We start from the raw sequence: 21,483 nt of genomic DNA on the forward strand, positions 1-21,483 counted from the left end.
ATCGTCCGGGAGGCGCGCGTGAAGTACGTGGTCCTGATCTACGGCAACCCCGAGTCCCGTGCGGCGTGGGAGGGGATGAGCGACGAGCAGCGAGCCGCCGGGCTGGCCTACTACCAGCAGCTCAACGACGACCTCGATGCGTCCGGGGAGCGGATCGTCTCCGAACGGCTCGCCTACCCCGAACTGGCGAAACGGGTCAGCGGCGGCGCCCTGACCACCGACGGGCCGTTCGCCGAAGCCAAGGAGTTCCTCGCCGGGTTCTACCTGCTCGACTGCGAGAGCGAGGCGCGCGCGCTCGAGATCGCCCTGCGGATCCCCGAAGCGGCGTTCGGGACGGTCGAGGTGCGGCCGGTGATGGGGCTGCACGGGCCGGAGCTGTGACCGCGGTCGAAGGCCTGCTCCGCGAGCTGGCCCCGCAGGTCCTCGCGGCGCTGGTCCGGCGCTACGGCGGCTTCGACACCTGCGAAGACGCCGTCCAGGAGGCCCTGCTGGCGGCGTCGCTGCAGTGGCCGGCCGAGGGCGTCCCGGATCACCCGAAGGGCTGGCTGATCACGACGGCGTCCCGGCGTCGGATCGAGCAGTTCCGCAGCGAGACCGCCCGGCAGCGGCGGGAGGCGACCGTGGCGCTCGCCGAGCCGCCGGCCCCGGAGCCGGTCGCCGGGGTCGACGACACCCTGACGTTGCTCCTGCTCTGCTGTCACCCTTCGCTCACGCGACCGTCGCAGGTGGCGCTCACCCTGCGGGCCGTCGGCGGGCTGACGACGGCGGAGATCGCGCGCGCCTTCCTGGTCCCGGAGGCCACGATCGGCCAGCGGATCAGCCGGGCGAAGCAGAAGCTGCGCGGCGAGCGGCTCACCCGGGACGAGAGCCCGGAGCGGCTGGCCGCGGTGCTCCAGGTGCTGTACCTGATCTTCACCGAGGGCCACACGGCCAGCTCCGGCGGCACGCTGAACCGCGTCGAGCTGACGACCGAGGCGATCCGCCTGGTCCGGCAGCTGCGCGCCGAGCTCCCGGGCGACGGCGAAGTCAGCGGGCTGCTGGCCCTGATGCTCCTCACCGAGGCACGCCGCCCGGCGCGGGTCACCGCGGGCGGCGCGCTGGTCCCGCTCGCCGACCAGGACCGGACCCGGTGGACCAAGCCGTTCATCGCGGAGGGGGTCGAGCTGATCACGAAGGCCCTGGCGACGACGCCGGTGGGCCCGTACCAGCTGCAGGCGGCGATCGCGGCGGTCCACGACGAAGCCCCGACGGCCGCCGAGACCGACTGGGCGGAGATCCTCACGCTGTACGACCTGCTGCGGGTCGTGGCCCCCGGCCCGATGGTGACGCTGAACCGGGTCGTCGCGTTCGCGCAGGTGCACGGCCCCGAAGCCGGGCTGGCCGAGCTGGCCGCGACCGACGACCCGGCGCTGGCCGCCCACCACCGCGTCGACGCCGTGCGCGCGCACCTGCTGGAGCTGTCCGGCGACGCCGCCGGCGCCCGCGAGGCGTACCTGTCCGCCGCGCGGCGGACGTTGAGCCTGCCGGAGCAGGCCTACCTCCAGTCCCGGGCCGCGGCCCAAAAGCCGTGAAGGCCTCCTTGAGGGAGTCAAGGAGGCCTTCACGGGCTAGAGGATCTCGGCGGAGGTGCCGACGTCCGGCGGGCCCAGGTCGGGGTTGAGCGACCCGGTGAGCTCGATCAGCTCCGGCTCCACCTCGTGCGGCTGGATGCGCCCGTCGCGGATGTCCTCCGCGAAGTGGCACGCCACCCGGTGACCGCCGCCGATCTCGCGCAGCTGCGGGCGGTCCGTGTCGCACAGGCTCGCCTGCTTCCACGGGCACCGCGTGTGGAAGCGGCAGCCCGACGGCGGGTTCGCCGGCGAGGGCAGGTCACCCGCCAGCAGGATCTGCTCGCGGCTGTCCTCGACCTGCGGGTCCGGCACCGGGATCGCCGAAAGCAGCGCCCGCGTGTACGGGTGCAGCGGGTCCCGGTACAGCGAGTCCGCGTCGGTCTCCTCGACCAGCGCGCCCAGGTACATCACGCCGATGCGGTCGGAGATGTGGCGCACCACCGCGAGGTCGTGCGCGATCACCACGTACGTCAGGCCGAGCTGGTCCTGCAGGTCCTCCAGCAGGTTGACCACCTGGGCCTGCACCGAGACGTCCAGCGCGGACACCGGCTCGTCGGCGACGATCAGGTCCGGCTCCACGGCCAGCGCCCGCGCGATGCCGATGCGCTGACGCTGCCCGCCCGAGAACTCGTGCGGGTACTTCCGCAGCGACGTCTCCGGCAGGCCGACCGCGGCCAGCAGCTCCCGCAGCCGCCGCTGGGTGGCTTCCTTGTCCTTGTCGAGGCCGTGCGCGTGCATGCCCTCGAGCAGGATGGACTCGACCGACTGGCGCGGGTCCAAACTGGACATCGGGTCCTGGAAGATCATCTGCATCCGGCGCCGGGCCTTCCGCAGCTCCTCCCCCTTGAGGTGGGCGACGTCCGTGCCGTCGAAGACCACCTGGCCGGCCGTCGGCTCGTTGAGCCGCAGGATCGCCCGGCCCAGCGTCGACTTGCCGCACCCGGACTCGCCCACCAGGCCGTAGGTTTCGCCGCGGCGGATGGAGAGGTCGACGCCGTCGACCGCGAACACGTGCCCGACCGTCCGGTCGATCACGATGCCGCGCTTGATCGGGAAGTGCACCTTGAGGTCGCTGACCTCGAGCAGCACGTCACCAGCGGGACGGGTCATCGGGCTCCTCCTCCCGCCGCGACCGCCGGCCGCACGGGGTTGTGACAACGCAGCAGGGTGCCCCGGTCGGGCACCAGCTGCGGCTGGACCTCACGGCACACCGGCAGCGCGTTGGGGCAGCGCGGCGCGAACGCGCAGCCGCCCTCCCACGGGATGTTGTCGGCCACCGAGCCCCGGATGGGGACCAGCTTCTCGCCGCGGCCCGCGTCGAGCCGCGGGATCGACGCGAGCAGGCCGTGCGTGTACGGGTGCCGCGGCTCGGCGAAGAGCTGGTGCCGCTGCGCCCGCTCGACGATCTTGCCGCCGTAGAGCACGTTGACCTCGTCGCACAGCCCGGCGACCACGCCGAGGTCGTGCGTGATCATGATCAGCGCGGTGCCGGTGTCCTGCACCAGTTCCCGCAGCAGCGCCAGGATCTGCGCCTGGATGGTGACGTCCAGGGCGGTGGTCGGCTCGTCGGCGATGAGCAGCCGCGGCCGGCACGCCAGCGCGATCGCGATCAGCGCGCGCTGCCGCATCCCGCCGGAAAGCTGGTGCGGGTACTCGGAAAGCCGCCGCGACGGGTCGGGGATGCCGACCTTGTCCAGCAGGTCCGTCGCTTCGACGGACGCCGCCTTGCGCGACATGCCGCGGTGGCGCTCCAGCACCTCGGTGATCTGCAGCCCGATCGGGATGACCGGGTTCAGCGAGGACAGCGGGTCCTGGAACACCATGCCGAGGTCGCGGCCGCGGCGGTCGCGCATGTCCTTGTCGGACAGCTTGAGCAGGTCGGTGCCTTCAAAGCGCACCGAGCCGCTGACCTTGTTGCCGCGCTTGGCCAGCAACCGCATGATCGCCAGCGACGTCACGGACTTGCCGCAGCCGGACTCGCCGACCAGGCCGACGGTCTGGCCGGGTTCGACGTCGAAGCTGACCCCGTCCACCGCGGTGAAGGGGCGCTCGCCGCGTCGCTGGAACACGACCGAAAGGTCGCGGACTTCAAGGAGTGCCATGGGATCTCACCGCCTGTTCTTCGGGTCGAGGGCTTCACGGAGGGACTCGCCGAGCAGCGTGAACCCGAGCGCGACGATGATGATCGCGATGGCCGGGTAGTACGCGAGCTCCGGGCGGATGTCGAGGAACTGGCGCGAGGCCTTGCCCAGCATCAGCCCCCACTCCGCCCGCGACGGGTCCGGGTCGCCCAGACCGAGGAACGACAGCGCCGCGGCCTCCAGGATCGACGTCGCCAGCGTCAGGGTCGCCTGCACGATGACCGGGCCGAGCGAGTTCGGCAGCATGTGCCGGAACACGATCGTCCCGCGCTTGACGCCCAGTGACGTCGCCGCCAGCACGTGGTCGGCGTCGCGCTGGACCAGCATGGAACCGCGCAGCAGCCGGGCGAAGATCGGCACGCCGACCATCGACACGGCGAGGATGACCGTCCACTGGCTCGGCTTCGCGAACAGTGCCGCGATGGAGATGGCCAGCAGCAGCGACGGGAACGACAGCATGACGTCGACCAGTCGCATGAGGACGGTGTCGACCCAGCCGCCGAAGGCGCCGGCGAGGCCGCCGATGATCACGCCGATGAGGACGCCGATCACCGTCGCGAGCACACCGACGAGCAGGGTCTGCTGGGCGCCGACGATGAGCCGGGACAGGAAGTCGCGGCCGAAGTCGTCCACCCCGAGCGGGTAGCCCGGCATCGACCCGGGGATGATGCCCCGGCCCAGCTGGACCTGGTCCTGCAGCGCGCGGTCGAGCGGGTCCTTCGGGGCCAGCAGCGGCGCGAAGATGGCCAGCAGGAGGAACAGGCCGGTGATCACGCCACCGGTGATCGCGACCGGGCTGCGCAGCATCCGGCGGAGCGCTTCCCCGCCGAGACTGCGCCCGCTCGCCGCGGCGAGCTTGTCGATCGGTTCCTTCTTCTTGTTCAGCAGAGTGTTCATCGCACACGCACCCTCGGGTCGATGATCCCGTACGAGATGTCGACCAGCATGTTCACCAGCACGTACACCACGGCCCCGAACAGCAGGAGCGCCTGCAGCCGGGGGTAGTCACGCCGCTCGATCCCTTCGGCCAGCAGGAAACCCAGGCCGCGGAAGTTGAACACCCGCTCGGTCAGCACGGCGCCGCCGAGCAGCGCGCCGGTCTGCAGGCCGATGGTGGTGACCACCGGCAGCAGGCCGTTGCGCAGGACGTGCCGGGTGCGCACCACCTGCTGCGTCAGGCCCTTCGAGTTGGCCGTGCGGATGAAGTCCTCGTTGAGGACGTCGAGCACCGACGCGCGGGTGATCCGGGTGATCACCGCGAGCGGGATGGTGGCGAGCGCGAACGCGGGGAGGATCAGGTGCTTGATCGCGTCCCAGACCGCGTCCCACTCGCTCGTCATGATGCCGTCGAGGATGGCGAAGTTCGTGATCGACGTGGCGTCGAGGCCCGCGGCCTGCCTGCCCTGGGACGGCAGGCCCAGCGGGGAGGCGAGCAGGTCCTGCATCATGTAGCCGAGGAAGAAGACCGGCACCGCGACGCCGACCAGGCTGAGCACGATGATGACGTTGTCGACCGGCCCGCCGCGGTACCGCGCGGAGAGGTACCCGGCCGGGATGCCGATGACGACCGCGATGATCATCGCGGAAAGACCGAGTTCGATGGTCGCCGGCAGGAACGTGGCGATCTCGCCCATCACGGGCTGGCTCGACACCAGGGAGTTGCCGAAGTTGCCGGTGAACGCCCGGCCGAGGAACCCGAAGTACTGGATGATGATCGGCTGGTCGAGGCCCAGCACGTGGTTGAGGTCGGCGATCTTCTCCGGCGTCGCCTTGTCGCCGAGCAGCGCGGCGGCCGGACCGCCGGGCAGGGACCGGAGCCAGGCGAAGATCAGGATGGACAGGATGAAGAGCGTCGGGATCGCTTGTAGCAACCGACGCACGAGAAAACGAAGCACTTGCAGTCCTTTGGTGCCAGCCCGGGAATCAGGCGCAGGGGGTGGGTGCGGTAGCACCCACCCCCTGTCCTGGGCCGAATTCCGGAATCAGCTCACGGTCACGGTGTTGAAGCGCTCGTCGGTGAGCGGGCTCGCCACCAGACCCTTCACCTTCGGGCCGACCACGATCGCCGGCGTCGGGTAAGCGATCGGGACCGCCGGGAGGAAGTCCATGATCTTCTTGTTCACGTCCTGGTACGCCTTGGCGTGCGCGTCGCCGGCCGGCGAGGCGTCCGCGGCGGCGAGGGCCGAGAACAGCTCCGGGTTGTTGAAGCCGAACTCCTTCTTCTCACGGCCGAAGAACGTGCCGACGAAGTTGCCGGCGTCGTTGTAGTCACCGGTCCAGCCGAGCAGGTGCAGGTCCTGCTTGCCGAACTTCTGGACGTCGTCCTTGTAGCCACCGTTCCACGGCTCGGCGTGGGCCTCGATCTTGATGCCGATGTTCTTGAGGTCCTCGGAGATCGCGGTGAAGGTGTCCGCCGGGTTCGGCATGTACGGCCGGGTGACCTCGGTCGGGTAGTAGAACTTCAGCGTCAGGTTCGACGCGCCGGCCTGGGAAAGCAGCTGCTTCGCCTTGTCCGGGTCGTACGGGTACTTGGTGACGTCGTCGGTGTAGCCGGAGATGACCTTCGGCACGAACTCGGTCGCGACCTCGGAGCCCTCGGCCAGCTTGGACTTCACGAACTGCTCGCGGTTGATGCCGTAGGCCAGCGCCTGGCGGACCCGCGGGTCCTTCAGCTTCTCCGCGGCCGGGCCGGACTGGTTGATGCCCAGGTACAGCACGTTGAACGACGGGCGGATGAGCACCTGCTCGCCGTCGTTGCGCAGCAGGCCGTAGTCCGCCGGGTTCGGGTAGTCGTAGCCGTTGATGTCGCCGGCCTTGAGGGCCTGCTTGCGGGCGTTCTCGTCCGGGATGACCTTGAAGATCAGCTTGTCGAGCTTCGCCGGCGTCGGGCTGGTGTCGTTCTTGACGAGGGTGATCTCACCCTTGCCCTGGTCCCAGCTCTCGAACTTGAACGGGCCGGTGCCGACCGGGAACTTGTTCGCGTACTCGCTGTAGGTGAACGAGTCGCCGCTCTGGGTGACCTGGTCCGCGTTGTGCTTCTTCATCGCGTCCGGGCTCTGGATCGCGAAGGACGGCAGCGTGAACGCCGCCGGGAACGCGCCCTTGGCCTTGTTCAGGTTGAGGACCGCGTGCGTCGGGTCCTGCGCCTGGCAGTTCTTGTAGACCGGCTCGCCCGCCGCGTCGCCTTCGTTCTTGGCGAAGCCCTCGAAGACGTCGCCGTAGTAGATCATCTGGCTCTGGGCGGCGGCGCCCTTCATGTTGTACCAGCGGTCGAAGTTGTAGCAGACCGCCGTGGCGTCCATCGGGGTGCCGTCGGAGAACTTCACGCCGGACTTCAGGGTGAACGTCCAGGTCTTGCCGTCGTTGCTCGAGTCCCACTTCTCGGCGAGGGAGGGCTCGAGGTCGGCGGTGCCCGGCTTGTTCTGGATCAGCGTGTCGTAGATCTGCCGCGTGATCCGGAAGGTCTCGCCCTCGTCGTTGAACGCGGGGTCGAACATCTTCGGGTTGCCGGCCGCACCGAAGATCATCGTGCCTCCGGAACCACCCCCGGCGCCCTCATCACGCTTGGATTCCGCACAAGCGGACAGCGAAACCGCGAGCGCGCCGGCGAGCCCGATCAGGGCCACGCGGCGTGTTCGGGTCAGCCGCAATTGCTGCATCTGGCACCCCTTGGGAGATGTTCGGGTTTCAAAGTCACCGTCCGGTCGGTCAGGAACTCGACGGACGATCGGTGTGCCCGCCGACACTAGCGGGAAGTCGGCCCGGGCTTAAGTACGTGAGGTTACGATCGCGCTACGTGGGCGTCGATTTGACCGCAATGTGTCCGTAAATCACGACAGACTGTGACCATTTGTGGCCGGCCGCTCCGCCCGGTGCCGGATCACTAACTCAGATGGCGGTACCAACGTTCGCCCGACCGTGGTGGACCGGGCCGTGGAGCTTGATCGATCCGGAGCCGTCCGTTCACGCACGGTGACCGTTCGACCCCCTACGAAAGTCGGGTCCCGGCGGCCCGGGGGGTGCCGTCGACGGCGAACCAGCCGTGCTCGAACCGCTGCCAGCGCTCCAGTTCGTCCCGTGCGTCCGCTCCGTCCCGCGCGACGGCCCTGGCCAGCCGGTCCGCCGCCGAGCCCCCGGAGAGCCAGCAGAGGTGCGAAAGCAGGGGCCTTGCCGAAGTGCGTCCACTGGAGACGCCCTCGAGGACCAGGAAGTCCGGAACCGGCACCCGGACGAGCTCGCCAAGGCGCGGTTGCCCGCCGGTCCAGTCCATCCGCCGGTAAGCGCCTGCCACGCCGTTCGCGAGCGGCCGCAGGACGCCGTCGGCCAGCCGGGGCCACCACGCGACCGGGTCGTCCCAGGTCGCGAAGGCGTCGGTGCTCACCGATCCGGTGTGGTGGCCGCGGGCGCGCAGTTCGCCGACGACCCGGGCGGCCAGTGTGGACTTGCCCGAACCGGACGGTCCGTCGATGGCCAGCACGCGCACCCCGCCGAGCCGGGCGGGTGCGGCCAGCAGGGCGTCGACCACCCGGTCACTTGGAGACGCGGTGCACCTCGGGAAGCCCCTTGACGTCGTCCGGCGCCGGCGCCTCCAGCGCGGCGATCCGGTGCTCCAGCTCGCGCTTGGTTTCCTCGAGCTCGCAGCGCAGCAGCGCGGTCTCCTCGACCGTCGTGCGCACTTCTTCCTCCAGGCGCCCGACTTCGGTGGACAGGTGCAGCGAGACCAGCGCCAGCACGAAACCGGCCAGGAGGAAGACGAAGTTCGACGGCGTCTGCACGCCCGTGTGCTTGGCCAGGAACTCGGCCGCCTGCGGCAGCACCGCGAGGACGACGACACCGACCGCGACGACCAGCCACACGCCCGCGTACTTCTCGCGCAGCTTCCGGCGTCTCATCATCTCCACGACGACGAAGAGCACGACACAGGCGACGACGATGCTGAGAATGCGCCAACCGGCCATTTCGCTTCCCCTTACGCCGAGTCCGACGAGCCGACCGCGGGACGGCGGCGCACCAGCGCCAGCAGCAGCGCCAGCCCCGCCCGGCTCAGGTAGACGGCCGACTTCACCGGCGAGTGGCTGGGCGTGCCGCCCGCCCGCTCCCGCATGACGACCGGGATCTCCTTGATGGTCAGCTTGGCCCGGATGGCCAGCACCAGGGACTCCACGGTGTCCCCGAGGTACTCCGCCGGGTAGTAGCCGGCGAACAGCCGGATCGCGCGCGGGCCCATCGCCTTGAACCCCGACGTGACGTCGGTGAGGCGGGTCTTCGCGAGCCGGGAGAACACCAGTGCCAGCACGACCATCGCGTACTTGCGCGGCCCGCTCGCCTTGTACGTGCCCTTGCCGGCGAACCGGGAGCCGATCACGATGTCCGCGTCTTCGAGGCCGCGCAGCAGCGCGTCGAGCTCGCCGGGGTCGTGCTGGCCGTCCGCGTCCACCTGCACGACGACGTCGTACCCGCGGGCCGCGGCGTACCGGAAGCCGGTGCGCATCGCCCCGCCGACGCCCAGGTTCACGGCGAGCCGGGCCACCCCGGCACCGGCCGCGCGGGCGAGCTTCGCGGTGTCGTCGACCGAGCCGTCGTCGACCACCAGCAGGTCGCTCTCCGGCAGGGCCAGCTTCACCTGTTCGACGACCGAAGCGACGCTCTCGGACTCGTTCCACGCGGGCATCACGATGAGCACGCGGTGGCTGGTCACAGCGGTGCTGGTCACGGAATCACCCTAGCCCTTCACTGCCCGCCACGGGCCGCTGACGCGGGGGCCGCACCGGCCGCGACCACGCCCTGCTGGCCCTCGATCTCGTACACGGTGGCGCCGGCGTTGTGGAACACGACCTTGAAGCCGGGGTTGCCGTCGATGTTCTTCAGGCCCGGCCCGTTGAAGCTCGTGGGCTGGACCCGGCCCTTGCCGAGGAAGAGGTACCGCACCTTGAGGTCGGTGAGCAGCTTGCGCACGTGCGGGTACCGGTCGATGTCGTCGAGGTAGCGGCTGAGGAAGCCGGCCGGGGTGTCGGCTTCGGCGCCGTAGAAGGTCCACTCGACCGGCTGGACGCCGCTGAGCGCGTACATCCAGACCGAGCCGTCGGCCTTGCCGTTCATGACGTGCTCGCCCGGCGCGACGTGCGCGGCGAGCCAGTCGAAAGCGCTGCGTTCGTCGTTGCCGACCGTCGGGCCGTCGTTGTAGCTGTACTGCAACCGGGCGGCGTTGCGACCGACGTACCCGCCGCCGCTCAGGCCGGCCACCACGACCGCGAGCACCACCAGGCCGGCCGAGGTGAGCACCGCCGGGCGGACCTTCGGCAGCCAGGCGCCGGCCTTGCCCGCGAACCAGCGGGACGTGGTGTCGGCGAACTCCCCGAACGCGACCGCACCGGACAGCGGGATCAGCGCGCCGATCCGCCAGTGGTCGTTGTAGAAGATGCCGGTGAGCGCGTGGACCAGGGGTGTCTCCAGCGAGACGGTGGCCGCGAACAGGGTGCCGAAGACGACGTAGGCGGCGACCATCCACAGCATCCGCCGGTGCCGCACCAGCATGAAGACGCCGATGATGGCGGGCAGGCCGATCCACCACTGCGGGAAGTCGGCCATCGGCGAGAACGTCAGCGCCTCGCCGATGCCCCCGGAGACGGTCGCTTCGGATCCCCAGATCGCGCCGGTCACGCCACCCGCGTTGTACAGCGAAGGCAAGGCGAGCGGCAGGCCGCAGACCACGGCGAGCGCGAGCGTGGCCCCGAGCGAAGGCGCGGACCGGCGCCAGTCGATCCGCTCCGCTTTGAGGAGCACGGCGGCCAGGATCAGCAGGAAGTAGACGACGACCACGAACGCGACGCTGGTGTGCAGCCCGATCAGCCCGGCGACGCCGACGCCGATGGCGGCCGGGCCGGCGAGCCCGCGCGGCTCGAGCAGCAGGCGGCCCAGCGCGAGCATCGCCGGGATCAGCGCGACGCCGGCGGCGTAGGGCCACAGCGGCCCGCGCCACATCGCGTCGTACGGGAAGTTCGTGAACGACACCGAAACCGCCGCGGCCGCGGCGACCGCGATCGTCGGCATCCGCCACACGTGGCACATCGCGGCGACGCCGACCGGCACGCACAGGATCACCGTGAGCGCGGCCATGTTCAGCGTCGGCATCATCGCCAGGCCGGCCTTGTCGAAGACCAGCGCGAGCAGGGCGTGGTAGGTGTCCGGGTAGAAGTAGTCCGTCTGGTTCGGGAGGTTCGCGATCGTGCCGACGGTCGACGGCCGGGCGTCGCCGTGCTCGGCGATCCAGCGCACCAGGTTGGCGTGGAACGGCGCGTCCCAGTCCTGCTGGACGCGGTCGAGTCCGTGGGCCCCGCGCAGGAACGTGACGACGCCGACGAGGCTGCCGGCCAGCACGCCGGCGCCGATCAGCAGGTGACCGCGCAGCGACCGGGGCGGAACGGCCGCCGCAGCGTCCTTTTCGGCCCAGTCCGGGTGTCTCCGGACGGTGAACCGCTTGACGAGCAAGGAGAGGGCGAATCCCGCGGCGGACAGCACGAGTGTCCACAGTGCTACGTCGAGGATCGTCCAGCGGATGCCGAGGTCGCCGAGCACGGGCACGCCGAGGCTGACGACGCCGAACGTGAGCAGCGGCGCGGCCGCGGCGAGCAGCCAGCCGCGCAGCCTGATCGCCGCCCCGAAAACGAGGCCCGGCACCCAGAAAGCGAGCACGACCAGAAGTACGTTCATGGTTCCCGATTCCTGTCCCGCGGTCCGGCCGCGGTCACCTTACTGAGACGCCGCAGCGGGCTTTGCGTTGCCCGGACGACGCAGGACGAAGATCACCACGACGACGAGACCCAGCGTCGGACCGCCGGCCAGGCCGGCCACCGCCCTGAGGATCGGATCGCCCGGCACGAGCAGCAACGTCGCCGCCGTGGCGATCGCGACGACGGCCCAGGTGACGAGCACCTTGTTCGCCTCTTTCCTGGCCACGAGCACGGCCGTCATCAGCTGCAGCGCGGTGAGCAGCACCGCGCCCCACACCATCCAAGCCACCCACCAGCCCCGGGCGACGAAGTCCGCGCCGTAGAGCAGCGAGACCAGCCAGGGCCCGGTCAGCCAGCCGACGAGCGCGCCGACCGCGCCGACGACGAGCGTGCCGAGCGCGCCGGCCGCGAGCAGCTTCCGCAGCCGGTGCCCGCCTTCCTCGGTACCCGAAAGCCGCACGACCGTCGGCACGGCGAGCGCCTGCAGCGGCGAAAGCAGCAGCAGCGGGACCCGCGACACGGTGAGCGTCGCGAAGAGGACGCCGACGTCGGCGGCGGACCCGCCGGGGGCGAGCAGGCTCACCATCGCCGGGTAGCCGGTGATGACGCTGGCGGTCAGGCCGGCGCCGGCCATGAGCACGAGGATCCGGGCCGTCACGGTGCCCCAGCCGTCGCCGTCGGCGTGCGGGTCGACCAGCCCGGAAACCGGGCGGACGAACAACAACCAGGCGAACGAGCCGGTGGCCGCGGCGATCGCGAACGACGTCAGGCCGGTGAGCCCCGCGGCCGCGATCCCGAGCAGCACGACCACGCGGACCGCGGCTTCGGCCACGACCAGCCCCGAATACGGCTTGATCCGCTGCTGCCCGACGAGCAGGCCGCGGGCGGCGAACTGGCAGGCGAACGAGACGGCTCCGCACAGCACGATCACGCCGAGCGCGGTGTTCCCGGCGTAGAGCCGGTCCGAGAGCACCGGCACGACGAGCGTCACCGCGGCGACGACGGCGACGGTCACCGCGCCGACGGTGAGCGCGCGCAGCGCGGGCTTGCCGGCCCGGCCGCCCTCGAGCGCGGCCACCGCGGACTGGCGGGACAGCTCCTGCTCCAGCGGCGAAAGGGCGCTGCCGAGGCCCATCAGGATGCCCCAGAAGGACAGGTAGACCTTGCTGTTCACCGGGCCGAGCCAGCGCGTCGCGACCAGCGTGAGGACGTAGCCGAGCGCGATCGCGACCAGCAGCGAAACGCCGATCTTCCCGGCCGAGCGCCCGGTTTCCCTCGCCAGGCCGCGGCCGGCCGTCTCGTCGGTCACCGGGGAGCTCATCGTCCCCGCCGCCGGCGGGCCCGCAGCGCCAGGACGAGCCCGCGGACGGCACCGGCGCCGAACGCGGTGCCGAACACCGGGGCGAGCTTCGCGACGGCCTTGGCTTCCGCGTTCGTCGCGCCGAAGCGGGTCACGGCCGCGCCGGCCGCGGCGGACCCGGCGGCCGCGAGCACCACCGCCGTCTTCGGGCGCCGCAGCGCCAGGCCCAGGCCGAACACGCCGACGCCGAACGCGGCGAACAGGCCGGTGCGGGCCGGGCCCGGCGAACCGAGGTAGGAGTCCACGAAGGTCGTCCCGCGGAAGTAGGCCTGGGCGGCGAACTTCCGGAAGCTGTCACGCCCGTGATAGGTCGCGGAGAACTCCGGCGCCAGGAAGATGCGGTGGCGTTCGGCGATCCAGCGCAGGACACCGGTGTCGTCACTCGCGAAACGCACATCGTCGAACAACGAAACGAAAGCATCGGAAGCGGACTCGAGAACGGCACGCGGCGCGGAAAAGAATCCGGTGCCCTTCGGAAACAGGTCGAACTGCTCGATACCGAACGACATCAGGCGCGGATCCGCGCAGTAGCGGCGCCACGGAATCTTCACCAGACCGGCCAGGAAACCGGCATACGGGTTGTTCTCCGACGCGACGTTCACGTGGCCGTTCCACACTGTTCGCCCAGGGTGGCCGACCAGCTGGTCGCGCAGGAAGGTCAGGGAGCCGGAGTCGACGACCACGCGGCTGTCGAGCAGCAGGACCTGCTGCCCGGACGCTTTGGCCAGCCCCGCCCGCCGGGCTTCGAACCGGCCCGAATTGGCCTGGCTGATGACGGTGATGCCGTGGTGTTCGCGCAGCTCGTCGAGCCGCACCGGGGTCGCGTCCGTGCTGCCGTCGTCCACGACGACGACCTCGATCGGCCAGTTCGCCGCTTCGGCCGAGGCGAGCAGCGCGCCGACACTGCGTTCGATCCAGTCCTGCTCGTTGTGGACCGGGATCACCACGCTGAGCGAAGGGAGGAGCGGGTTCGCACTCACGGTGCCGAGGCTACCCGGCAGCCCGGGTGGGGGGTCGGCCAGTATCCTTGCGCCACCGATTCCGACCAGAAATGGGCTTTCACGGTGATTTCCTTCATTCTCGGCACCACCGCGGAACTGATCAAGATCGCGCCGGTCTGGCACGGGATCGCCGAACGCGGGATGCGCCCGAAGATCTGGTTCACCGCCCAGCACGTCGACGAGGTGGCCGATGTCCTCGCCGACCTGAAGCTGCCGGAACCGGACGTCTGGCTGGTACCGGAGGAGACGGCCCGCAACCTCGAGTCGCCGGCGCAGGTGCCGGGCTGGGCCGCGCAGGTGCTGCGCACCGCGTGGAGCCGCCGCCGCGAACTGCGCGCGAAGCTCGCCGAAGACGGCCGTCCCCCGCTGGTGCTGGTGCACGGCGACACGTTCACCACGCCGTACGGCGCGCTGATCGGGAAGCGGATCCTCAAGTCCCGCGTCGGGCACGTCGAAGCGGGCGCGCGGTCGGGCAGCATCCTCTCGCCGCTGCCGGAGGAGCTGAACCGCAAGATCGCGGCGAAGATCGTCGACATCCACTTCGCGCCGAGCGCGCGTGAGGTGCACAACCTCCGCAACGCCCGCGGGGTGGTCGTCGACACCGAAGCGAACACGGCCATCGACGCGATGCGCCTGGCCGTCAACCAGCCGCTCGACGTGCCGGACCTGCCGGAGAAGTTCGGCCTCGCCACGCTGCACCGCTTCGAACTGGTCTCACGTGCGGACAAGTACCGCGAGGCGCTGGAGATCCTGCGCGAGCGGAGCCGCGAGATGCCGGTCCTGTACATGGCCGGGGCGCCGGAGCGCGAGCGGATCCGCGCGATGGGGATCGAAAACCTCTTCGACGACCGGTTCATCGTGCAGCCGAAGATGCGGTACCTGAAGTTCCTCCCGCTGGTCGCGCGCGCGGAGTACGTCGTCACCGATTCGGGTGGCCTTTCGGCGGAGTGCTACTACCTCGGCCTGCCCTGCGCGGTGCACCGCGAGCGCACCGAGACGCCGCAGCACCTCGGCGAAACGGTGGTGCTGACGGAAATGCGCGGCGACAAGCTGCGGAACTTCCTCGACACCTACCGGAACCGGCGGGGTGAGTCCTGGATGGACAAGTACCACCCGTCGGAGATCGTCGTGAACACCCTGGCGCAGCTCGGCTACTGCTGACGTCCCCGTCCGGGTGATCCCGGTCGCCGCCGCCGCGGGGATCGGGCAGCTTTTCCGCCATGATCCACATCGGACTCGCGGCGGTCCTGCTGGTGACCCCGCCGGTCGACCAGCCCTCCGTCCGGGCGGCCGCCCTGGACGCGGGCTACCAGGACGCGTACGTCGCCACCGCGGGCCCGATCGCCCGCGCGATCCACGCGGCGTACAACATCCCGGCGTCGGTCACGGTCGCGCAGTCGATCCTGGAGTCGAACTGGGGCCGCAGCCAGCTGTCGGCGAACGAGCTCAACTACTTCGGCTTCAAGTGCGTGACCCCGACGAGCCCGGGCCCGATCGCGGTGCGGTGCGCGCGCTACCCGACGACGGAGTGCGTGCCGGCACCCTGCCACCCGGTGGACGCGTTCTTCCGGTCGTACGCCTCGATCGAGGACTCGTTCCGCGACTACGGCCGCCTGCTGACGACCTCGTCGAACTACGCGGCGGCGCTGCCGGTGCGCTCGGACCCGGACGCGTTCATCCGGGTGGTGGCGCGCAAGTACGCCACCGACCCGGAGTACGCGGACAAGGTCATCCGGCTGATGGACCGCTACGACCTCCGCCGGTTCGACGCCTAGAGCGCCCGGCGGCCCGAGAGCGCGCGGCCCAGCGTCAGCTCGTCGGCGAACTCCAGGTCACCGCCCATCGGCAGGCCCGACGCCAGCCGCGTCACGCTCAGCCCCGGGAAGTCGCGCAGCATGCGGACCAGGTACGTCGCCGTCGCTTCGCCCTCGGTGTTCGGGTCCGTCGCGATGATGATCTCGCGGATGTCCGCCTCGCCGATGCGCTTGAGCAGCTCACGCATCCGCAGCTGCTCCGGTCCGATGCCCGACAACGGGTCGAGCGCGCCGCCCAGGACGTGGTAGCGGCCCTTGAACTCGCGCGTGCGCTCGACCGCCAGGACGTCCTTCGGCTCCTCGACCACGCAGATGACCGTGAGGTCGCGGCGCTCGTCGCGGCAGATGCGGCACGTCTGCTGCTCGGAGACGTTGCCGCAGACCTCGCAGAACTGCACGCCCTCCTTGACCTTGCCGAGCACGTCCTGCAGCCGCGCGATGTCGGCCGGGTCGGTGGCCAGCAGGTGGAACGCGATCCGCTGGGCGCTCTTCGGCCCGACCCCGGGCAGCCGCCCGAGCTCGTCGATCAGGTCCTGGACGACACCTTCGTACAAGTTCGTCAGCCGCCGAAACCGAGGGCGCCGAGGTCCGGCATGCCGCCACCGCCGCCGAGCCCGTTGGCCAGCGGGCCGAGCTTCTGCTCGGTGAGCTTCTGCGCGTTCGCCGACGCGTCGCGCACCGCGGCCACGACCAGGTCGGACAGCGTTTCGACGTCGTCGGGGTCCACGACCTTCGGGTCGATCTGGAGGCTCTTGAGCTGGCTGTCACCGGAGACGGTCGCGGTGACCAGCCCGCCGCCGGCACTGCCGGTGACCTCGGTGTTGGCCAGTTCTTCCTGGGCTTCGACGAGCTTCTGCTGCATCTGCTGCGCCTGCTGCATCAGCTGGGAAAGGTCGAAGCCGCCGCCGGGTTGGGCCATGATCGCACTCGGTCCTCTCTGCACGCCTGTGTCGTCCACCAGGGTAGTCGCGCCACGCGGGGTGCCGGGCTGTGGCACCGTGGTCGCCGTGCGACGCGCGATTGCTCCCCTCCTGCTGGCCGGTGCCCTGCTGCTCACCGGCTGCTCCGGCGACGTCCCGGCCGCGCCGGCGCCGGCCCCCGTGACCACCCGGACGGTCACGCCCACGCCGTCGACCGTGACGCCGTCCCCGACGCCACCGTCGTCGTCCGCCGCGCCCCCGGCGACGCCCGCGTCCGGGAAGGTCGTCGTCCTCGACCCCGGGCACAACGGCGGGAACGGCGCCCACCCGGCCGAGATCAACCGGCAGGTGCCCGCGGGGCGCGGCCAGACCAAGCCGTGCAACACGACGGGCACCGCCACCAACGCCGGCTACCCCGAGCACGCGTTCACCTGGGACGTCGCCCAGCGGGTCGGGAAAGCTTTGGCGGGCAAGGGAATCCGCGTCGTCTACACGCGACAGAACGACACCGGCGTCGGGCCCTGCGTCGACCGCCGGGCCGCGATCGGGAACGAGGCGAACGCCGACGCGGTCGTCTCGATCCACGCCGACGGCTCGACGTCGCCGGGCGCGAGCGGCTTCCACGTCGCGTACTCGTCCCCGCCGCTGAACGCGGCGCAGGGCGAGCCGTCGACGCGGCTGGCGCAGGTCGTGCGGGACACCCTGCGCACGAGCGGCTTCAGCACGTCGAACTACATCGGCGGCAACGGCCTCTCGGCCCGCACGGACCTCGGCGGCCTGAACCTCTCGACCCGCCCCGCGGTGCTGGTCGAGTGCGGCAACATGCGCAACGCGGCCGAAGCGGCCCGGATGACCAGCGAGGAAGGACGCCAGCAGTACGCGTCGGCCATCGCGGCGGCGATCGAGGCCTACCTGGCGTGACGTACCCGGTGGGCGGTGCCGGTGATCGTGCGGGCGACCGCCGCTGGGCCGGCCGTCAGTCCAGGGGGCGGGCGCCGAGGTGGTCCGAGATGAGCTTGCGGGCCAGCTCGTCCGGGTCCTGGTCCGGCGGCGGTGGGGGCGGCGGCGGGGCCGGGCTGGCGTCCTCGTTGTAGAGGTCCTCGTCGTCCTCGTCGGAGGGCTCCGGGGGCAGCGGGATGTCCGGCTCGGCCGTCGTGACCTTCGGGCGCGCCGGTGCGGGCGGTGCCGCGGGCCTGGCGGGCGCCGCCGGTTCGGGGGACGGCGCGGCCGGGGCCGCCGACTGCCGCGTGAACGACCGCTCCGGCGCGGGCGCGGCGGCCTGCTGACGGGCCGCGGGGGCCGGGGCGTTGCCGTGGACGCAGCGGACCCGCCAGTCGCCACCCAGGACGTCGGCCAGGGCGCCGGCGATCTTCTGGGCGTTGTCCTGGTCGGACAGGCGGCGGGCGAGGGGCTCGGACTTGTGGGTCAGGGTGACGGCGTTGCCCTCGACGGTCGCGACCGTCGCCTGGGTGAGCATCGCCTCGAGGCTGCGGCCACCGGTGAACTTCCGCAGGGCGGTCATCAGCTGCGGCCAGACGTTCCGGATCGCGGCGGCATCGAACTCCCCGGTCGCGGCGGGAGTTGCTTCGGCCGCAGGGGCGGGGGTGCGTGCGGCTCCCCAGCCACTTTCCGCGGGAGCGGCGGCAGCCGCCGGAGCCGCGGGTGCACCGCTACCCGGCGTGCGTGGAGTACCCCAGGCACCCTCCGCACGCGCACCGCTACCCGGCGTGCGCGGGCCCCCTTCCGCGGAAGCGGCGGCCACCGCCGGAGCCGCGGGCGCACTGCCACCCGGCGTGCGCGGGCTGCTCCAGCCGCCCTCCGCGGACTGGGTTGCCGGAGCGCTCGAAGCGGCAGGCGTGGTTTCCCGGCCATCGTCCGCCGGTGCGGAGGCTCCCTGTCCGGTGCTCGCTGGCCGGGCAGGTGCCGAGGCGCCCGCGGCCTGGTCCGCAGCACCGTGGCCACCATCAGCAGGCTGAGCCGCAGCAGTTCCCTGGCCATCGCCCTTGGTGTGGGTGGGCTCGGCCGCCACCGGGGCCGGGCCGGCCGAGGCCGCGCGCTGGGACGGCCGGGAAAACTCCCGCTCCGGCGCGGCACGCACCGGGGGCTCGACGCCGCCCTCGGCGGGCGCGCCTCCGCCGGCGGCCACCGTCGCGCGGCGCTCCAGCCGCTCGATGCGGGCCAGCAGTGCCTTCTCCGCCTCGGTCACCGACGGCAGCAGCATCCGCGCGCACAACAGCTCGAGCACGAGCCGCGGAGAAGTCGCGCCGCGCATCTCCAGGAGTCCATTGTGGACGATGTCCGCGTACCGCGAGAGCGTGGCCAGGCCGATCCGCTCGGCCTGCGCCACCATGCGCGACAGCTCCTCCTCCGGCGCGGACACCAGGCCGCCCGCGGAGTCCGGCACCGCGCGCAGCAGCACCAGGTCACGCAACCGGTCCAGCAGGTCCGTCGCGAAGCGGCGCGGGTCGTGCCCGGCCTCCGCGAGCTTTTCCACCGTCGAAAACACCGTGGCCGCGTCTTCGGTCGAGAGCGCGTCCACCATGTCGTCGATCAGCGCGACGTCCGTGACGCCGAGCAGCGCCACCGCGCGCCCGTAGGAGACGCCGTCCGGGCCCGCGCCGGCGAGCAGCTGGTCGAGCACCGACTGCGTGTCCCGCGCCGAGCCACCGCCCGCGCGGATGACCAGCGGGTACACCGCCGGCTCGACCTGCACGCCCTCCGCCGCGACGTTGCGCTCCAGCAGCTCGCGCATCGAGCTCGGCGGGATCAGCCGGAACGGGTAGTGGTGCGTGCGCGAGCGGATGGTGGTGAGCACCTTGTCCGGCTCGGTGGTCGCGAAGATGAAGATGACGTGCTCGGGCGGCTCTTCCACGATCTTCAGCAGGGCGTTGAAGCCCTGCGTGGTGACCATGTGCGCCTCGTCGATGATGAACACGCGGTACCGCGACTCGGCCGGCGCGTAGAACGCCTTGTCGCGCAGCTCGCGGGCGTCGTCGACACCACCGTGGCTGGCCGCGTCGAGCTCCGTGACGTCGACGCTGCCCGGCCCTTCGGGCGCGAGCGCCTTGCACGAGTTGCACTCACCGCACGGGTCCGGCGTCGGGCCTTTGGCGCAGTTCAGCGAGCGCGCCATGATGCGCGCGCTCGACGTCTTGCCGCAGCCGCGCGGGCCCGAGAACAGGTAGGCGTGGTTGATCCGCCCGGCGGACAGCGCCGTGCGGAGGGGATCGGTCACATGCTCCTGCCCGACGACCTCGGCGAAGGTTGCCGGACGGTACTTGCGGTACAAGGCGAGAGCCACCCCGCGAGGGTACCGGGCACCTACGACAACCTTCGCCGTGCGGTCAGGGCAGCTGGGCGAGCAGCGCGTTCACCTTGGCGACGTGCTCCGCGGTGAAGGCGTCACGCGCCCGCGCGCGGGGCAGCGCGTTGTCCAGGTAAGGCTGCAGACCCGCCTCCGGGCCGTCGAGCACGCACTGCGCGACGGCCTCGACCTCGGGGCCGTCGGACAGCGTCCGGGTCACGTAGACGTCCAGGTCGATCAGGTGCGAGACGTACTGGCCGGTGGCCAGGAACGCGCGGATGTCGGCGACGGTGCCGTCGAGCGCCTTCTGGGCCGCCGCCTTCGTCGACGGGCCGCCGGCCGCCATGATCCGGTCGACCTCGACGCGGTCGTCGGTGTCGCGGCCCGGGTAGTCCCGCGTGCGCAGCAGCTCGGCGACCCCCGAGTACGGCCCGGCGAGCGCGTCGCGCGCGGCCTGCCGCAGGCCCGGACGGGCCGCCGGGTCGTCCGCGATCGCCTGGACGGCGGCGCGGTCGTCGGTCTCCTGCGCGGCGGGGAGCCCGCTGTGCACGAAGGTGACGACGTCGTCGTCGGACCCGCTCAGCGCGGCACGTGCCGCGTTCTTGACCGCGGCGCCGCCGTTGCGCAGCAGGTAGACGGCCGCGCGGCGGCCGTTCGGCACGGTCAGCGCCGGGTCGGCCGCGTCGGCGAGCAGCTTGTCGTTGTCGGTCTTGGCCTGCGCGGCGCGGGCCGCGGCGTCGCGGGCCTCCTGCTGCGCGGTGGCCTCGGCACCCGCGGCGGCCCGGCCGTCCTCCTGGCCCTTGGCCCGCTGGGCGGCCAGCCGGTCCTTGTTCGCCTGGCGCGCGTCGGAGGCGATCGTGGCGGCGCGGCTGCGGGCGAGCTGCACGCCGAGGGCGCTGTGCTTGGCCGCGGCGGCCTTGCCGAAGTCGACCTGGGCCTGCACCCCGGCGAGCTCGGTGTCGCCGTTCGCGGCGACCTGCCGCCAGAGCGAGAGGAAGTACCGGACGTCGTCCGGGGTGCCGTCGAGCGCGGTCTGCGCGGCGGCCCGCACCTCGGGGCCGCCCGCGGCCATGGCCTGGTCGGCCGTGATCCGGTCATCGGTGTCACGCGCCTGCTGCAGCCCGGTCTCCAGGAAGGCCCGGACGTCGGCGGGCGTGCCGTCGAGGGCCTTCTGGGCGCGCGCGTTGACGGTCGGCCCGCCGGTGCTCATGGCCTGGCCGACGGCGATCCGGTCGTCCGCGACCCGGGCCTGGGCGAGGCCGGTGGCCAGGAAGGCGCGGACGTCTTCGATGGTGCCGCCGAGCGCCTGCTGGGCGGCCCGCTTGGTGACCGGTCCCCCGGTGGACAGGGCCTGGGTGACCAGGACCCGGTCGTCGTCGTCCTTGGCCTGCTGCCGCCCGGTGGCCAGGAAGGCGGCCAGGTCGGCCGGAGTGCCGAGCAACGCCGCTTCGGCGGCTCTGGCCACCCCCGGCCCCCCGGTCTCCAGGTACCCCACCGCCTGCGCCCGGTCGGGCAGGACGTCCGCGGCGGCGGGCGTCGCGAAGACGCCGGCAGCCAGCGCGGCCGCGATCATTACTGCGCTTGCACGCAAGGGAACCCCCTC

20 protein-coding genes are annotated in these 21,483 nt (G+C 71.7%); 5 read left to right on the forward strand and 15 right to left on the reverse strand.

Annotated features, from left to right (window positions below; all coding sequences use genetic code 11):
• Positions 1-18 precede the first annotated feature (18 nt).
• Entirely contained in the window at positions 19-381 is a 363-nt protein-coding gene (locus ACWEN0_RS06405; RefSeq protein ID WP_451969439.1) for a YciI family protein, read from the forward strand.
• Positions 378-1,571, forward strand: coding sequence for an RNA polymerase sigma factor (locus ACWEN0_RS06410; protein WP_451969440.1), 1,194 nt, complete (start codon positions 378-380; stop codon positions 1,569-1,571). The genes ACWEN0_RS06405 and ACWEN0_RS06410 overlap by 4 nt, the downstream gene beginning before the upstream one ends.
• Before the next feature lie 36 nt (positions 1,572-1,607).
• On the opposite strand, the gene ACWEN0_RS06415 is transcribed toward ACWEN0_RS06410, so the two are convergent.
• From ACWEN0_RS06415 to ACWEN0_RS06465, 11 genes are all read right to left on the reverse strand, one after another.
• Positions 1,608-2,720 (reverse strand): ABC transporter ATP-binding protein, encoded by a 1,113-nt coding sequence (locus ACWEN0_RS06415; RefSeq protein WP_451969441.1) that lies wholly within the window; start codon positions 2,718-2,720, stop codon positions 1,608-1,610.
• Positions 2,717-3,712: an ABC transporter ATP-binding protein gene (locus ACWEN0_RS06420; protein ID WP_451969443.1), complete on the reverse strand. Its 996-nt coding sequence runs from the start codon at positions 3,710-3,712 to the stop codon at positions 2,717-2,719. The genes ACWEN0_RS06415 and ACWEN0_RS06420 overlap by 4 nt, the downstream gene beginning before the upstream one ends.
• 6 nt (positions 3,713-3,718) lie before the next feature.
• Positions 3,719-4,648, reverse strand: coding sequence for an ABC transporter permease (locus ACWEN0_RS06425; protein WP_451969444.1), 930 nt, complete (start codon positions 4,646-4,648; stop codon positions 3,719-3,721).
• Positions 4,645-5,646, reverse strand: coding sequence for an ABC transporter permease (locus ACWEN0_RS06430; protein ID WP_451969446.1), 1,002 nt, complete (start codon positions 5,644-5,646; stop codon positions 4,645-4,647). The genes ACWEN0_RS06425 and ACWEN0_RS06430 overlap by 4 nt, the downstream gene beginning before the upstream one ends.
• A gap of 87 nt (positions 5,647-5,733) precedes the next feature.
• Positions 5,734-7,410 carry an ABC transporter substrate-binding protein gene (locus ACWEN0_RS06435; RefSeq protein WP_451969447.1) on the reverse strand — a complete coding sequence of 559 codons (1,677 nt, stop codon included), beginning with the start codon at positions 7,408-7,410 and terminating at the stop codon, positions 5,734-5,736.
• 329 nt (positions 7,411-7,739) lie between these two features.
• Positions 7,740-8,276 carry a uridine kinase family protein gene (locus tag ACWEN0_RS06440; protein ID WP_451969449.1) on the reverse strand — a complete coding sequence of 179 codons (537 nt, stop codon included), beginning with the start codon at positions 8,274-8,276 and terminating at the stop codon, positions 7,740-7,742.
• Between the two features lie 4 nt (positions 8,277-8,280).
• Positions 8,281-8,709 (reverse strand): DUF2304 domain-containing protein, encoded by a 429-nt coding sequence (locus ACWEN0_RS06445; RefSeq protein WP_451969450.1) that lies wholly within the window; start codon positions 8,707-8,709, stop codon positions 8,281-8,283.
• An 11-nt stretch (positions 8,710-8,720) separates the two neighbouring features.
• On the reverse strand, positions 8,721-9,422 hold the full coding sequence (locus tag ACWEN0_RS06450) for a glycosyltransferase family 2 protein (protein ID WP_451969893.1): 702 nt from the start codon (positions 9,420-9,422) through the stop codon (positions 8,721-8,723).
• A 59-nt stretch (positions 9,423-9,481) separates the two neighbouring features.
• Complete coding sequence (locus tag ACWEN0_RS06455) at positions 9,482-11,461, reverse strand: DUF6541 family protein (RefSeq protein WP_451969451.1); 1,980 nt, start codon at positions 11,459-11,461, stop codon at positions 9,482-9,484.
• Between the two features lie 39 nt (positions 11,462-11,500).
• A complete protein-coding gene (locus tag ACWEN0_RS06460) occupies positions 11,501-12,790 on the reverse strand; it encodes a hypothetical protein (protein ID WP_451969453.1) in 1,290 nt (429 codons plus the stop codon).
• Positions 12,791-12,798: 8 nt separating this feature from the next.
• The gene (locus tag ACWEN0_RS06465) at positions 12,799-13,821 is read right to left on the reverse strand and encodes a glycosyltransferase family 2 protein (RefSeq protein WP_451969455.1); all 1,023 of its coding nucleotides are present in this window, start codon (positions 13,819-13,821) and stop codon (positions 12,799-12,801) included.
• Positions 13,822-13,905: 84 nt separating this feature from the next.
• Between ACWEN0_RS06465 and ACWEN0_RS06470 the strand changes: the two genes are divergently transcribed.
• Positions 13,906-15,003, forward strand: coding sequence for a UDP-N-acetylglucosamine 2-epimerase (locus ACWEN0_RS06470; protein WP_451969457.1), 1,098 nt, complete (start codon positions 13,906-13,908; stop codon positions 15,001-15,003).
• Positions 15,004-15,062: 59 nt separating this feature from the next.
• Positions 15,063-15,617 (forward strand): glucosaminidase domain-containing protein, encoded by a 555-nt coding sequence (locus ACWEN0_RS06475; protein WP_451969459.1) that lies wholly within the window; start codon positions 15,063-15,065, stop codon positions 15,615-15,617.
• Here ACWEN0_RS06475 and recR read toward each other — a convergent pair.
• Entirely contained in the window at positions 15,614-16,210 is a 597-nt protein-coding gene (gene recR / locus ACWEN0_RS06480) for a recombination mediator RecR (protein WP_451969461.1), read from the reverse strand. The genes ACWEN0_RS06475 and recR overlap by 4 nt on opposite strands.
• A 5-nt stretch (positions 16,211-16,215) precedes the next feature.
• Positions 16,216-16,575: a YbaB/EbfC family nucleoid-associated protein gene (locus tag ACWEN0_RS06485; RefSeq protein ID WP_451969463.1), complete on the reverse strand. Its 360-nt coding sequence runs from the start codon at positions 16,573-16,575 to the stop codon at positions 16,216-16,218.
• Between the two features lie 79 nt (positions 16,576-16,654).
• On the opposite strand from ACWEN0_RS06485, the gene ACWEN0_RS06490 reads away from it, so the two are divergent.
• On the forward strand, positions 16,655-17,497 hold the full coding sequence (locus ACWEN0_RS06490; RefSeq protein WP_451969465.1) for an N-acetylmuramoyl-L-alanine amidase: 843 nt from the start codon (positions 16,655-16,657) through the stop codon (positions 17,495-17,497).
• A gap of 55 nt (positions 17,498-17,552) precedes the next feature.
• Here ACWEN0_RS06490 and ACWEN0_RS06495 read toward each other — a convergent pair whose 3' ends face one another.
• On the reverse strand, positions 17,553-19,877 hold the full coding sequence (locus tag ACWEN0_RS06495; protein ID WP_451969467.1) for a DNA polymerase III subunit gamma and tau: 2,325 nt from the start codon (positions 19,875-19,877) through the stop codon (positions 17,553-17,555).
• 43 nt (positions 19,878-19,920) lie between these two features.
• Positions 19,921-21,471, reverse strand: a complete 1,551-nt coding sequence (locus ACWEN0_RS06500) for an ALF repeat-containing protein (RefSeq protein ID WP_451969469.1) — start codon at positions 21,469-21,471, stop codon at positions 19,921-19,923.
• Positions 21,472-21,483: the final 12 nt, after the last annotated feature.

The organism is Amycolatopsis sp. NPDC004378 (assembly GCF_053602455.1).

Bases quoted from the DNA above. Each gene is read 5' to 3' on its own strand.
- ACWEN0_RS06415 (WP_451969441.1), bottom strand. From the start codon at position 2,720: ATGACCCGTCCCGCTGGTGACGTGCTGCTCGAGGTCAGCGACCTCAAG.
- ACWEN0_RS06420 (WP_451969443.1), bottom strand. From the start codon at position 3,712: ATGGCACTCCTTGAAGTCCGCGACCTTTCGGTCGTGTTCCAGCGACGC.
- ACWEN0_RS06425 (WP_451969444.1), bottom strand. From the start codon at position 4,648: ATGAACACTCTGCTGAACAAGAAGAAGGAACCGATCGACAAGCTCGCC.
- ACWEN0_RS06435 (WP_451969447.1), bottom strand. From the start codon at position 7,410: ATGCAGCAATTGCGGCTGACCCGAACACGCCGCGTGGCCCTGATCGGG.
- ACWEN0_RS06445 (WP_451969450.1), bottom strand. From the start codon at position 8,709: ATGGCCGGTTGGCGCATTCTCAGCATCGTCGTCGCCTGTGTCGTGCTC.
- ACWEN0_RS06450 (WP_451969893.1), bottom strand. From the start codon at position 9,422: ATGCCCGCGTGGAACGAGTCCGAGAGCGTCGCTTCGGTCGTCGAACAG.
- ACWEN0_RS06455 (WP_451969451.1), bottom strand. From the start codon at position 11,461: ATGAACGTACTTCTGGTCGTGCTCGCTTTCTGGGTGCCGGGCCTCGTT.
- ACWEN0_RS06475 (WP_451969459.1), top strand. From the start codon at position 15,063: ATGATCCACATCGGACTCGCGGCGGTCCTGCTGGTGACCCCGCCGGTC.
- ACWEN0_RS06485 (WP_451969463.1), bottom strand. From the start codon at position 16,575: ATGGCCCAACCCGGCGGCGGCTTCGACCTTTCCCAGCTGATGCAGCAG.